Raw genomic sequence first — 14,542 nt, forward strand, 5'->3', positions numbered from 1 at the left:
GGCTTTTTTAGTTTTATGAGTCTTTATCTAATGAGTGCGGCGTTGTGGTTTTATCTTGCTGTTTGGTATCGTTCTCGCCTTGGCATGCCGCAACAGAGACTGAAATAATTGCTGCTAAACCTAGGGTAGCTATAATTTTAGTCATGTCTTACCTCATATAGTTTCCATTGATTAGGTTATAAATACTGACTATCCATATTACGATCAGCATAGGTTTATAGACTTTTTTGTACTTCTCGCATAGAAATGTAAATTAGAATGGAGCACACATAATTAAAGTATTGATAATTAAATAGCAGCAGTTTTAGGGGTGAGAGAAATACTTAACTAGTTTTCGCCCATTACTTTAATTATCACTCTTAGAGGTAAGCTTTTGTTAATTGTAGGAAACACAAAAATCTAACCGATCATGCTGTTGCTTAAAGCATGTCCATGAATCTTTTTCAGGTGCTTCAATAATCTTTTTAGTTTTAAAATCACGATAATAAATAATCGCATCTTTTAAATTCGATAAATTACTTCCCACAGAAATACATGAATCCTCATGAGAACAAATATTTGATTCTTTGATAAATACTTTGCTATTTGGAAAAGTTAATCTTTCAAAGTTAGAACTTAAGTTATTCGTAGAAGAGAGTAAGCAAGTCTCAGTACTATTTTTACCATTCACAACAAAACAGCTTTTACTGACTTCGAAGGGCTCTTGAGCGAATGTACCCGTAGCATAAGGCAATAAAAATAATGTAATAAGGCGCTTCATGTTCTTTCTCACTATGCAACATTTAGTCTAAAACTGCCTATAAATATTCAGACTACATCTAATTTAGCTGTCTATAATACCTCTATTAAGTTTAGTTAAATATTTACTATTTGATAAATTTTACAAAATATTTAAAATTAACTTATAGACTATGTTTTCATTTTAAAAACTATTCATCTAAAACCTTCCAATTTGTTCCAATCTGTGCCAAAGCTGGTAACTCATCACTATTAAAAACATTACAATTATCATCAACAGCAAATCGATAGATGGGTATTGAATCTGCTTGTGTTTTCTTAAAAAAACTGAAATCTTCGGTAATATGTATTAGGTCTGCCGACCGATTATTCCCGGCTATTTTGTTTACTCCTGCACCTGATGGTATATGTATGTAACTTTCACAAGTTATTTCAACACTGTTTCCATCCAAATCTTGATATGAACATTTCATGTTTTAGTCCTTCTATAATTTATATGTGTAGAAAAACTTAACATGCTATACAGATAAGTTATGGATTTTTTTATGATCTAATTGTTTAAGTATGTAATGTATATCGTATTGAAAATAAAAAAATTCCTTTTAAAAAGCACCGTTATCGGTGCTTATAGTTATTTACACTTTCCATTAGGACCATTTATTTCTTCTTTTAAAGAATCAATATCCATTTGAATTAACTCTTTATCAGCAGCTACTACTAGACCAGATCTTTTCATGAAAGTTTTATATTCTTTAAATCTAGAAATAAGAAATTCGTTATATTTTAATTCGGATTGCATATAGCTACATTCTATTGAATCTAGCTTTTTCCTTTGCGAACTGGTTAAATTTTTATTCGCATTCTTTTTGATGAAAGTATCTCTTTGTGCTTGAGCTATATGGAATTTTTCTAAAAGACTATAATATTCATCTTCAAAGCTTGTGTTTGGTGCCGCCGTAGTGTTAGTACAAATAAGTAAACCCAAGATAAAAAATCGTAATTTCATAATATGTAATATTCGCTTATGATAATTAAAAAGTGCATATTATAAGACTGTCACCATCAAATAAAGTAAATAAATTATATAAAAGAAAACCGCCCCAGAAGGCGGTTGCTGAAATTTATCAGCAATTATAAAAGTGCGGTGGACACACACTTTTATAGGTTTTAAACCAGATTTATTTTTTTATTATTTTTTTTATACTCTTCGGAATTAAAATAGTTCACGATCATCTTGGCATTTTCTTCTGATACTGCCTTTTTACTTTCAAGTACGGATTGAGTTTCTTTTTTAGTATTAAAGTCAGCAGGTACAATACTTGAAAGTGGTGGAAGTTTTGGCTGACCACCTGTTGTAATTCTTTCAATAAAGCTTGCTAACCACATAATATATTCACCCTTATTTTTATATTTAGGCATTAAGCTCATGTCGAGTTTAATTGAACATTCATTTAAGGGTTTACTTAGACATTCTTCAAAGTCTATAAAATTATATTTGAGTTTACAGGGGTTCCCTTTATCTCTTTTCGAATAATACTGACCAAATTATTTAGTTGTTCAATCAGGTTATCAGAGAACAATTTATCTTCTTCGAATTTTTTATACACCTTCTCGGCGATTACTAGAAATTTTGGCATGGTTCCTTCCCTCTTATTCTGACTTTGGTGATTGATCAGATTTTTAGGGAAGTATGATGGATATATTATTGCAGTATGTAAGTGTTGAAATGCCAAATGTAATCAATAAGAGGGTTATGAAACTGCCTTCCATAATAAGCCACAGCAATTAAATAAAATGCAAAATTCGTCGCATTTTATGTGCGGAAAGATTTTATAGTTGGTAATAATTTTCTGAAAAAAATTAAGCTCATCAATAATATTATTTGAATTATATTTTTTGTGATGTCTTATCTAAAAATAGAATATAGAAATTTTTGAATTATTTTTTTATTTGCTGCCTTGCTGAATAACGAGTTTTTAGTCGAGGGACTGAAAATTTAACCGTGTCTTCAGCAAGGTCTTTTATAATTTATGTTTTAGCTTGATGGTACTCATGTACCGCTTAAAGCTGCTTCAAACATTTCAATTATTGCTTTGGCTCCTTCAGCCTTTTGCCTTGCGTCTTGATCGTCAAAGATAATGGTTTCGTCATTTAGTTCACTCACATATCGCCGGGCTTCGTCTAGAGCTCTCCTTAGTTTTTGGACTTTGTGTTTGTTTACATCTTTGGCAATGGTTGGCGCATATCCTCCACGTTTTGCGTTTTTAAGTTGTCTAGCTCGGTTCTCTATTGCTGTAGCCATTCAAACACTCCAACTCACCTAACAAATTTTAGTAAAGCAACTTTATTGTTTGTTATTCTTAAACATTTAGTATTTTCTTTGTTCAAAGTGTCAAAATTGTTACTTAAGCCTTACTCCTGAAAAGTTATAGATCGAGTTTGCTTAAAAATTAATCTTTTTCAAGTTATGAAACGCACATAACTTGGTATAGTCGATTTATACCGCTATTTAATAATAATTTTCCAAAAATAATTATTAATTAATGTATAAAATTATTAAAAGAATGCTATCTATTTGAAAAATCAAAAAAAGATAGCATTCTTCTATTTGGTTATTCTACTGTTAGTTTTTGAAAATCATGGCCTGAAGGCGCCTGATACACTCTTAAGCCAAACTCTGGCAATATCGCGATGAGATGATCAAATATATCAGACTGAATTGCTTCATAAGAAACCCACGCCGTAGTATTGGTAAAAGCGTAAATTTCTAAAGGTAGACCTTCACTCGTCGGTTGTAATTGACGAACAATAAGAGTTTGGTTTTGAGCAATGCCCTTATGCTGACGTAAATAGAATTCAATATATGCTCTGAATGTCCCAATATTGGTTAAACGTCTTTTGTTATAACGTGACTGACTTCCTAGATGCTTATTGAATTCTTCAATTTCAGATTGCTTGGCATTGAGATACTGATCTAATAATAGAAAATCTTTAAGTTTTTGCTGCTCTTCTTCAGTCATGAAGTGAACGCTAGTTTGATCAATATAAAGAGAACGCTTCATACGGCGACAACCGGCATTACTCATACCACGCCAGTTTTTAAAAGTGTCCGTTACGAGTTTATTGGTTGGAATGGTGGTATAGGTTTTATCAAAGTTCTGGACTGTGACAGTATGCAATGAAATATCAATCACATCACCATCGGCATTTAACGATGGCATTTCAATCCAGTCTCCTATACGTACCATGTCATAAGAAGCAATTTGTACACTCGCGACCAATGACAAAATGGTATTTTGGAATACCAGCATTAATACGGCTGCCATTGCACCGAAGCCAGCCAGTAAGGTAAATACATCCTTTTTAAGGAAGGTACCTAAAATCATCAAACCACAAACAACAAAAATGATGAGTTTAACGAGTTGTAAATAACCTTTAATCGGCTTATTTCTAGACTTTGGATTACGCTGATAGATTAAGTTAAATATATTTAATAATTCACTAATAGTGAGTGCAATAGTCAGGAAAATAAATGCCTGTGCGCCCATCTGTACCAAAGCAATGGCTTTTTCAGATAAGTGTGGAACAGTGGTAATACCATTCATAATCACAATGGCTGGCACAATATTGGCAAATCGTTTAATAACACTATGCTGAGCAAAAACAGATTGGTTAAGTGACTTGATTTTAGTCACTAAATGACGGATTCCCCTAACAATAATTCGCTTAGCAATAAAGTTTGCCAACGCAGCAAATAAAATCAAAATTGTGAGTGAAACTATCATTTCTAGCCAAGGATAGTTGCTTAACTCAGCTTGAAGATCACGATAATAATTAAAAAAATCCAAACCCTTACACCTTACAACTTTATTTTCAATAATTTTAAAGTGTTCGTATGTTATAGATTAAGGCTTGTTTACATATGTCGTCATAAATACAACACGTCTATAATACTTAATCGCTAAATTAGATTAATTTTTAGAAAAATGATTCAAGTAGGCAATAAGTAGATTTTCATTTTTAAAATAAGACTAGTTATTCAACACTGCTTTATCTACTTAGCTCCTTCATAGGGAGTACTCTTTTTATCAAATTACAGCTTTTTTGTTTCAATAAACTTACCTTGGTATGAAGAGTTATGAATGAAAAAACTTTCCTCATCACCTATTTTTCTTCATTTTTTCGTCAACTCACTTATTTTTTCACTGTGATTAATTTTTATAAAATAGTAAGTTCCTGCCTATCTGCTTATATTTAAAAAGTTTATTAATTTAACCTTTTGTAAAATATAGATTTTATTATTCAAAGAATTAGAACAAAAAAATTAGTGAAAATTCCTATAACTCCCCCTGTTTTTTCTTTACAAACAGCAACAATCTTGGAATAAATCGTAATAATAATTTAATTAATAATAATTATCATTTACAACACATAAAAACCTGAGAAGATCTGCCATGATCCATGAAAATATTCTCGAATGCATAGGTAAAACGCCACTATTACAACTATCAAGGCTATTCACGCATCAATCAGTCTCAGTGATTGCGAAAATGGAATTGTTAAACCCAGGAGGAAGTATTAAAGACCGTCCAGCATTATTCATGCTACAGGAAGGCCTGAAATCTGGAGTGATTAATAAAGACAGCCATATTGTTGAAAGTTCATCAGGGAACTTAGCTATTGCGCTTGCAATGGCCTGCAAAATATATGGATTAAAATTTACTGCCGTTATTGACCCGAAAATTGCCTCAGCAAACCTACAAATGCTGAAGCTCTACAAAGCCAATATCGAAATGGTTTCTGAAAAAGACCAAAACGGCGGTTACTTAAAAACCCGAATTGACACCGTAAAACGACTCTGCCAACAACTACCAAATGCTGTTTGGATTAATCAATACGCCAATCCAAACAACTGGAAAAGTCACTATTTTGGTGAAGCAGAAGAAATCTTAAATCAAATTGATCGCAAGATTGATTACCTCGTGATTGGAGCAAGTACCTCCGGCACGATTATGGGCGTGTCTCGTCGCCTTAAAGAAAGATTTCCAGAATTAAAAGTCATCGCTGTCGATATTGTCGGCTCTGTGCTGTTCGGTGGTACATCTGGTCCACGCGAAATTCCCGGCATTGGAGCAAGTACTGTCCCAGCTCTCCTCTCCCCCGATGAAATTGATGATGTCATTTATGTAGATGACTATGAATCGGCACTCGGTTGTAGAGAACTTCTTGAACATGAAGGAATCTTTGCAGGCGGTTCGAGCGGCTCGTCCATTTCAGCCATAAAAAAACTGATTCCAACCATTCCCGAAGGTTCATGCGTCTTAACGCTGCTGCCTGATCGCGGCGACCGCTATCTCGATCTTGTTTATGAAGATGAATGGTTCGAAATGATCAAGAAACGTCACTTCAATCGAAACTTACGACGTCAAGAAAACCTTACTTTACAAAATGTTGTTTAACTTTCTCCTTAGGACATATTCATGAGCAATTTGGCTACCCTTCGCTATTTAAGTCAATCAGATTTATTAAATCTTGGTGCAAATCATAGTAATTCATTTATTGAAGCGATTACTGAAGGTTTAACCCTGCATGCAAATAAACAGTTTGTACAACCTTTAAAACCTTATCTTCGCTGGCAAGGTGCTGACCATATTGCGGACCGTATTATTGCAATGCCTTGCTATTTAGGTGGCAACGACCCTATTGCCGGAATCAAATGGATTGGTTCAAGACAACATAACCCTAAAAAATTCAATATTCCGCGTGCCAGCGCACTGATTGTTTTAAATGATTCAGAAACAAATTATCCGGTTGCAGTGATGGAAGGCAGCCTCATCAGTGCCATGCGAACTGCGGCAATTACGGGTGTTTCTATTAAGTATTTAGCGAAAAAGGACTTTTCAGACATTACCGTAATTGGCTGTGGTCCAATTGCTCAAATGCAGATTAAGACGGTACTTGAGCAATACGCTCAAGTGAAAAAAATACATTTATTTGATGTAAACCCTGAAGCGGCTGAAAAACTCAAAGCATTGTTCTTATCAGAATATCCAAATCTAGAAATTGAAATTCATGACAGTGCTAAATCTGCGATTGTGCAAGCAGATGTCCTTATTACCTGCACAGTTTCAGATAAACCTTACATTCCGTTTGATTGGCTAAAAAAAGGCTGCTTTGTTTCAAACATTTCAATTATGGATATTGAGCCTGAAGTCTTCTTAAAAGTGGACAAAGTGATTGTAGATGACTGGGACCAATCAAACCGAGAAAAGAAAGTCATCAACGTGTTGGTTGAAGATGGTCTATTCAGCCGTGAAAAACTGCATGCTGAACTTGGCGACATCATTATTGGTCATAAAAACGGCCGCGAACACGAAGATGAAATCATTTTGCTCAACCCAATGGGTATGGCGATTGACGATATTGTCTGCGCTAAATGGTTCTTCAATGCTGCACAAGAACAAAACGTTGGCACGGTTCTACCGCTTTTATAAGAATAGGAATAACTAAAATGTTAGATCGGATTTACACAGCACAACTACAAAAAACGATAGATGCACTCTACATGGAGAATTATGGAGATTTTAAAGATCATATTTCCTATAAAAAGCCTTATCTGGCAATTACTCTCAATGATGAGTTGGAGCTCTATTTCAACTGTTTAAAAGTAGATGGTGTAAATCCTTTCTATGTTACCCAACCCGAAGTTTTGCTTCATAACCTGTTGAGCAATACAACTTCTAAAATTTCTATTTCTGAAGTTTTTAACTATTTAACTCAAGCAACTTGGTGGCCGTCACCACACCATCAAAAAGCAATTAATTATTGGCTAGACAACTTAGTAACGGCTGAAAAAATTCCTCAAATTTTACAGTCAGCCCTTTCATTGTCTTCGCCTTTAATCAAAAGCGAGCTGCTATCGCTGGTCGCTGATCGTCCATTTCATCCGTTCGCTCACTCAAAAGGTGAACTTGCCCCACTCACAACTCAAAAAGAAATTGAGGTGTATTGGTGGGCATTTAAGAAGGATGATGTCATCAACAATATGAAGTCGATTCCTCACAAAGAGCTTCTATTATCCGAAGTTGAGGAAAGTCTTATTGCTGACAAAATGGCTCAGCTTTCAGATGACTACTTAGCCCTGCCTCTGTTAGAGACTCAACATCGCTATTTAAAGTTTGATGAAAATAAATACGGCGGTATTGACCTAAACCATGTCACCACAATTGGTTTACCGACTTCTTCTTTAAGAACGCTTATTCACAACGCAAACCCTACTCTACATTTAAAACTCTCAACCAATGCCAAAACATTAGGTGCAATCCGCTCTATGCCAGGCCGTTATTTAATGAATGGGCATACGGCTTATGATTTTTTAAATGACGTCATTAATGAAACTGCTTTAATAAAAAATCGTCTCTTTTTAAGTAACGAAACGCACTGGTGGGTGCTGGGTAAACAAGAGCCGATTGTAAAGAATTTAGGTGTAATTGGTTGCCAAGTCCGACATTTACCTGACTTTTGCCAAGACAAAAATGTCACATCAATCACTATGTCAGCTTTAAGCTGTACCTATGTTGACCCTTGGGAAACTTTAGGCATTAAGGGTGACAAATGGACATTACTAAAAGACTTAAGCGTTCATTTTATTCAAACATTCTTAACGCTTTGGGCAAAAGGAGTCATGCCTGAATGCCACGGGCAAAACACCATGGTGTGTTATGAAAATAACAAGTTGAAATGCTTTATTTTACGTGACCACGATACCTTAAGAATATGTACCACAGCCATTGAAGAAAGCGGTTTTACACCTCCGGTTTATACCATTGATACCAGCACGCCAAATAATCTTATCTTTACTCAAAATGAAGACTTATTTAACTACTTCATTACCTTAGGGATTCAAATTAACCTCTACCCAATTGCTCTAGCTACTCTGAAATATACAGGTCGTACAGAAAGCGATTTTTGGGAGATGGTTCAAGACATTATTCAAGATTTTGTAGAAACCCAACCCATTTCAGAACAAACAAAATCACAAATTCAAACCTATCTTTTTGACAATAAGACTTGGCCGTTCAAACAGCTACTTACGCCTTTACTTGCGCAAGAAAGCGACTCAACAGGCATGCCAAGTAAAATCGGAACTACGCCGAATCCCTATCAAAGCTTATCTGTTTCTAGCTATGAGACCATGGATATCTAAATCATGCGCTCATCTCGCCTAGATCATTTCATTATTTTGCTCTGTCAGTTTTTTTCCACTTTTGGGCTTATGGTGCTGATTCCAATCATGCCGCTCTATATGGAAAAACTGACGGCGCATATGAGTGCTCCCACTATCTGGGCAGGTTTAGCACTCGCGGCTCCGGCTATTGGCAGTTTATTTACAGCACCAATTGTAGGACACCTATCCGACACATTCGGCCATAAAAAAGCATTATTACTTTCACTGGCTGGTTTCTGTATTTCAATATTGCTCATGGCGAGCGCCCAGCATTTATACCTATTTATTTTCGCGCGAATTCTACTCGGTTTTTGCGGTCTTTCCGTGATTTTAAATGCCTATGTTTCATATCTTTCCAATGAACAACAACGAGGTGCCGCTTTTGGGCAACTACAAAGTAGTGTTGCGCTAGCTTGCCTATGTGGTCCCGTGCTCGGCGGGATATTTATGGATCAATGGCGGGTTGAAGTATTACTTAACGCAACAGCATTTGTTGTTGTGACACTCATTGTGATTGCGTCATTTTTATTAACTAATCCCGTTAAAACTGAAACCACAAAAACCAAAGAGAAATCTAAGCTTCCAGCTTTCTTTGATAGAACGATTTTTTCATGGTTAAGCGCTGGCATTTTAGTTCAAGCGGGCGGCTTTGGTTTGGTGTCATGCTTTGTTTTATACATTAGTGAAATAAGCCAAAGCACTCACTCATCGTTATCTGCTGCGAGTTTAACGGGAACCATTCATGCGCTTTCATGGGGAGCAGCCTTTATTGCTGCGACCTATTGGGGAAAAAGAAATGATGATAAAGGAGATTCTTTTAATAACTTCGTTTACGCATCTTTGATTTGCGGCATCACGATTTTTGCATTGATCTGGGTTTCGAATATCTGGCTAGTTCTTGTATTACGACTCATACAAGGTTTTTGCTTTGCAGCCCTTATTCCTTCGATCTTACACACCATTTCTCTAAAAGCTGGCGCTCAAAGCCAAGGAAAAGTGATTGGTATTTCTAACAGTGCCTTTGTCTTAGGGCAACTTATTGGCCCAATCACCATCACGCTCACCTACTCATTTTTCAATATTACCGCTGCATTAATCTGCACCTCACTATTTTTTATCGGTGCGGGATTAGTGGTGATTTTGAACAAATTCTTAATGGATACAATTTTAAAAGAGGCACAAGAATGAACTCAATTATTACAACAGATGCATGGTCTTATAAACTTTTCGAACAGTACCTGAATACTTTCTTTCGTGAACTCAAAGTGAATCTTGAAGAATGCATTATTCCAGCTCAAGACTCTCCTTTATTCACCCTATATGCAGAGCAACCAGACACGCTATGTTTTGCTTATACATTTCATGCATCTAACACGGTTGCTTATGGCGCAGTTCAGCATCTATCCACCACTGGTTATCATAGATATCAACGTGGTTTTGTTCTGCAAAACTTAAACGACAATACATTTGACTCGCTCACCGACCCTAAGCAGTTAGTGAGGCTGATTACAGATGAACTGAATAGCTTATTTAAAGATAAAAACCAAAATAAGAATTTGTACTCAGATATTGTAAATAGTATCGAGAACACAAAATTCTTTTTAGAAAATAAGCCCTACCAAACAACAGCTAAAGCATTAAGCGGTTTTCAGGCTACTGAGCAAGGCATGTTATATGGGCACCCTTTTCATGTGACCTCTAAAGCCAACTTAGGTTTTTCTAAAGAGGACATGAAAAAGTATAGCCCTGAGTTAGGTGCAAGTTTCCAACTCCATTACTTTGCGGTTCATTCTTCTTTAATCCAAAAACTGGTCAGCGAGAACGAACCTTCTCACCATATTGAAGATAAAGTTTTAGAAGCTGCAAAAGACCATTTACAAGAGAATTTCACTAATTATGAGCTTATGCCAACACATCCGTGGCAAGCCAATTTCTTACTTCAACACCCATCTTTAAAGAAATATTTAGACAGCCAAGACGTGATCTATCTGGGCGCTTTGGGTCAAACGGTATGGCCGACCTCATCCGTTCGCACGGTTTGGTTACCTCAATCGAATCTATTCTTAAAGCTTTCCATTGATGTGCGAATTACCAGTTTCATTCGTAATAACCCAATGGATGAAATGGAACGTGCCATTGATGCGAGCAAAATTATTATTAATCACAAAATTAACGAGCAATACCCAGACCTTATGATTCTGCCGGAATTAGAGGCGAAAACAGTCAAAATCCCAGAGCTTGAAAGTTCATTTGGCATTATTTATCGAGCTGGGCTGACTCCTGCTGTACTAGAAAATACCCGAATGCTCGGTGGCTTGGTTGAAGAAAACGAAAACCATGAAATCCCGCTTTTAAGCTTTATTCAACAAGCAGCACCGAATCAAAACTTACAATCGACCGATGCGAAAGACTTCATTACTTTCTGGTGGAAACAGTACGTTAAAGTTTCGCTTATTCCATTAGTTGAATTGTTTGCAAACAAAGGTATTAGCGTAGAAGCGCATATGCAAAACAGCTTAATGGAATTTAAAAACGGCTATCCACATCGCCTTATTCTTCGAGATATGGAAGGCATTAGCATTGTTCCGGAAATGATAGAAGACGACTCATCTATTTCTGAAGATAGTACTGTTTGGTTCTCTCAAAAAGATGCTTGGACCTTTTTAAAATATTACCTCGTGATCAATCACATTGCTCATCTCATCAGTGCAATTGCACGTATTACAGCCATTGAAGAATCTGAACTTTGGCAAGCCACTCGCCTTACGCTCACACAAGAAAACTTTAGCGGCAAAGGCCAACAGTACCGCGACTTATTAATTCATTCACTCACATTACCAATCAAGGCAAATATGTTAAATACGCTCTACCACAGTGGTGGCAATCCAATCTGGATTGAAGTTGAAAACCCTATTTATAAATATCGCGGCGCAGAAGCACTTTGCCCTCTTCAACCAACACAACAAACCAATTATAAAACCCTTGCGGAAAATCGCGTAATGGGCCAATTATTAGAAGCACTTATTTTTGAAAATACTTTTAAATACGAGTTTTCTAAAGGTCAGATCAAGTTTTATATTTCTGATACTGTTTTCTATACTTGCGCGGCTAAACGACATTTTAGTTTTAAACGAATTAAGTTAGATCCTTCAAGCTTAGTCCGTTCTGATATTACTTTAGGCACTGAAACTCGCCCTAACTTAAAAACGCTACTTGCCGACCTCAAAAATATTATTGAAGCTGACCCAGTTAAATGGCAAAACTTTAATGATGAGCTGAATTTAACTTACGTTAAACATGCGCAGACTTTGAGCCAAGCACCTGCTCAACCTTTAAGAAATTTGCCTTACTTAGAACAAGAAGCACGGATTACCAACGCACATTTATATCACCCGAGTTTTAAGTCTCGTATTGGCTTCGATTTAAAAGAAAATCAAAAATATGCACCAGAGCTTTCTGAAGGTTTTACGGTTCAATGGGTAGCGACTCATAACAGCTTATGCAAACTGGTATTAAGTGAAACCATTAACTTAGAGCAGCTCTATAAACAGCATTTTTCAGAAAAAGATCTACAAGCCATTAATAATCAATTGAAAGAGCAAAATGTAGATTTTAAAGATTATATCCTCACCCCAATTCACCCGTGGCAGTGGGATAAAATTATTGAATTATATTATCAAGATGCGATTAGCAACCAACTGATCATTCCGTTAGATATTGAAGGTCCGACTTATTTACCACAGCAATCGATTCGAACTTTATCAAATATTAGCGATATCTCGGCACTTTCTCTTAAATTGGCAATGAACTTAGTCAATACTTCGACCTCTCGTGTATTGGCACCACATACTGTTCAAAATGCAGCCAAAATGAGTGACTGGCTTTATAACATTGTTGAACAAGACCATATTTTAGAAAAACAGCGTAAGCCTGTTATTTTAAGAGAGATTGGCGGTCTTTCAGTTAACCAGCAAATTGCGCTACCTGTTCAATACGGCGCACTCGCCTGCATTTGGCGCGAAAGTATTTACAGCTACTTAAAAGAAGGCGAATCAGCAACACCAGTAACGGGTCTAATGCAAGTTGATACGGACCAAAAACCACTAATCGATGAGTGGATTCAAGAGTACGGTATTGAGTTCTGGTTAGAAAAATTACTTACCAACGCTTATTTACCTATCATGCATATTTTATGGTGCCACGGTCTGGCTTTAGAGTCACATGCACAAAACATGGTACTGATTCATAAAAATGGTCTACCAATTAAAGCTGCATTGAAAGATTTCCACGATGGTATCCGTTTTAGCCGTCATCTTTTACGTGAGCCAGAGCTTTTACCTAACTTGCAAGATGCGCCAAAAGAACATGCCAAGATTAACCCAAACTCATTCTTGGAAACCCACTCTCCAAATGAGTTAAGAGACTTTACCCAAGATGCGCTTTGGTTTGTAAATCTCGCAGAGTTAGCGATTTTCTTAAATGAACATTATGACTTCGATGAAATCAAATTCTGGACCATGTTAAGAAGCATTATTAATCAGCATAAAGAAGCTCACCCAGAGTTTGCTGAGCGATATGAATTATTTAACTTTACAGATGACACCATCGATATTGAACAACTCGCAAGCCGCCGATTCCTTCCGGAAATTCGCTTAAGAGTACAAACCACACCAAACCCGCTCAGTCTCATTAAGGAAATTGAATATGAATAAGCATTCGATTTCTTTTAAGAAACGAATAGCAAATGGTGAGACACTCTACGGAATATTTTGTTCCGTAGCTTCTCCGATTAATGTCGAGCAACTGGCACTTGCGGGCTATGACTTTATTATTATCGACTTGGAACATACTTTATTTAGTACGTCTCAAGTCGAGACCATGATTTTAGCCGCTAGAGCCATGAGCCTCGATCTGTTTGTAAGAGTGCCTTTAAACGCTAATCATTTAGTTCTACCTTTGCTCGATGCAGGGGTAGCAGGCATTGTGTTTCCGCGTATTGAAAATGCGAAGCAGGCACAAGAGGCGGTGAACTATTGCCACTATATGCCGCTTGGGCAAAGAGGACTCAACTCAACAAGGTTAAATCGATATGGCATTGACGATTTAGCGAGTTTTGTTCAACACGCAGCAAACGAAACGGTTGTCATTGCCATGATTGAAAGCTTAGAAGGACTAGAACAACTAGATGAAATTTTAAAAGTTGAAGGTATCGATATTATTTTGGAAGGTGCTGCCGACCTTTCTCAATCGATGGGAATGCCGTGGCAAACTGGCCATCCAAAAGTGAAAGAAAAAGTTCAAGAGATGTATTTAAAGACTAAAAATAGTCAAAAGCATTTCTGTGCTATTCCTCGACAACCTGAAGATATTGCAGCTTGGAAACAACAATCAGTTCAGCTTTTTGTACTCGGCGATGACCGCAGCATTATTCGCCGTGCCCATCAAAACCATCTAAATGCCTTTAAAGACATTTTATAACTGTTCAAATCTTTTAGGGGAATAAATGCCTATTCCCCTAATTCATTGAATAAATTTCAAATATATTATTTAAAAGCAATTAATAATATTGTTAATTAC

The 14,542-nt window shown here is 36.4% G+C and carries 12 protein-coding genes and 1 pseudogene; 6 read left to right on the forward strand and 7 right to left on the reverse strand.

Annotation, left to right across the window (positions count from 1 at the left end; translation table 11 throughout):
- Positions 1–13: 13 nt before the first annotated feature.
- The 7 genes and pseudogenes from MKL35_RS10990 to MKL35_RS11020 form a co-directional block, all read right to left on the reverse strand.
- Positions 14–145 (reverse strand): hypothetical protein, encoded by a 132-nt coding sequence (locus MKL35_RS10990; protein ID WP_002048661.1) that lies wholly within the window; start codon positions 143–145, stop codon positions 14–16.
- Between the two features lie 231 nt (positions 146–376).
- A complete protein-coding gene (locus MKL35_RS10995) occupies positions 377–760 on the reverse strand; it encodes a hypothetical protein (protein ID WP_032011787.1) in 384 nt (127 codons plus the stop codon).
- Positions 761–929: 169 nt separating this feature from the next.
- Positions 930–1,211, reverse strand: a complete 282-nt coding sequence (locus MKL35_RS11000) for a hypothetical protein (protein ID WP_004708208.1) — start codon at positions 1,209–1,211, stop codon at positions 930–932.
- Positions 1,212–1,369: 158 nt separating this feature from the next.
- The gene (locus tag MKL35_RS11005; RefSeq protein ID WP_227555537.1) at positions 1,370–1,723 is read right to left on the reverse strand and encodes a hypothetical protein; all 354 of its coding nucleotides are present in this window, start codon (positions 1,721–1,723) and stop codon (positions 1,370–1,372) included.
- Positions 1,724–1,905: 182 nt separating this feature from the next.
- Positions 1,906–2,375 (reverse strand): annotated as a pseudogene (locus MKL35_RS11010) (hypothetical protein).
- 413 nt (positions 2,376–2,788) lie between these two features.
- Positions 2,789–3,040: a hypothetical protein gene (locus MKL35_RS11015; protein WP_032011792.1), complete on the reverse strand. Its 252-nt coding sequence runs from the start codon at positions 3,038–3,040 to the stop codon at positions 2,789–2,791.
- 310 nt (positions 3,041–3,350) lie between these two features.
- Complete coding sequence (locus MKL35_RS11020; RefSeq protein ID WP_032011793.1) at positions 3,351–4,586, reverse strand: mechanosensitive ion channel family protein; 1,236 nt, start codon at positions 4,584–4,586, stop codon at positions 3,351–3,353.
- 606 nt (positions 4,587–5,192) lie between these two features.
- Here MKL35_RS11020 and sbnA point away from each other — a divergent pair.
- The 6 genes from sbnA to MKL35_RS11050 all read left to right on the forward strand — a co-directional run bounded on the left by sbnA (position 5,193) and on the right by MKL35_RS11050 (position 14,443).
- The gene (gene sbnA, locus MKL35_RS11025; protein ID WP_032011794.1) at positions 5,193–6,197 is read left to right on the forward strand and encodes a 2,3-diaminopropionate biosynthesis protein SbnA; all 1,005 of its coding nucleotides are present in this window, start codon (positions 5,193–5,195) and stop codon (positions 6,195–6,197) included.
- A 21-nt stretch (positions 6,198–6,218) separates the two neighbouring features.
- Positions 6,219–7,232 (forward strand): 2,3-diaminopropionate biosynthesis protein SbnB, encoded by a 1,014-nt coding sequence (gene sbnB, locus MKL35_RS11030; RefSeq protein ID WP_002048660.1) that lies wholly within the window; start codon positions 6,219–6,221, stop codon positions 7,230–7,232.
- Positions 7,233–7,303: 71 nt separating this feature from the next.
- Positions 7,304–8,944: an IucA/IucC family protein gene (locus MKL35_RS11035; protein WP_079377527.1), complete on the forward strand. Its 1,641-nt coding sequence runs from the start codon at positions 7,304–7,306 to the stop codon at positions 8,942–8,944.
- 3 nt (positions 8,945–8,947) lie between these two features.
- The gene (locus MKL35_RS11040; RefSeq protein ID WP_106479818.1) at positions 8,948–10,153 is read left to right on the forward strand and encodes an MFS transporter; all 1,206 of its coding nucleotides are present in this window, start codon (positions 8,948–8,950) and stop codon (positions 10,151–10,153) included.
- Entirely contained in the window at positions 10,150–13,677 is a 3,528-nt protein-coding gene (locus MKL35_RS11045; protein WP_106479819.1) for an IucA/IucC family protein, read from the forward strand. The genes MKL35_RS11040 and MKL35_RS11045 overlap by 4 nt, the downstream gene beginning before the upstream one ends.
- Complete coding sequence (locus tag MKL35_RS11050) at positions 13,670–14,443, forward strand: HpcH/HpaI aldolase family protein (RefSeq protein ID WP_032011798.1); 774 nt, start codon at positions 13,670–13,672, stop codon at positions 14,441–14,443. Before MKL35_RS11045 ends, MKL35_RS11050 begins: the two co-directional genes overlap by 8 nt.
- Positions 14,444–14,542 lie beyond the last annotated feature (99 nt).

The sequence above is a fragment of the Acinetobacter sp. AOR41_HL genome, assembly GCF_027854645.1.
Lineage (GTDB): Bacteria > Pseudomonadota > Gammaproteobacteria > Pseudomonadales > Moraxellaceae > Acinetobacter > Acinetobacter nosocomialis.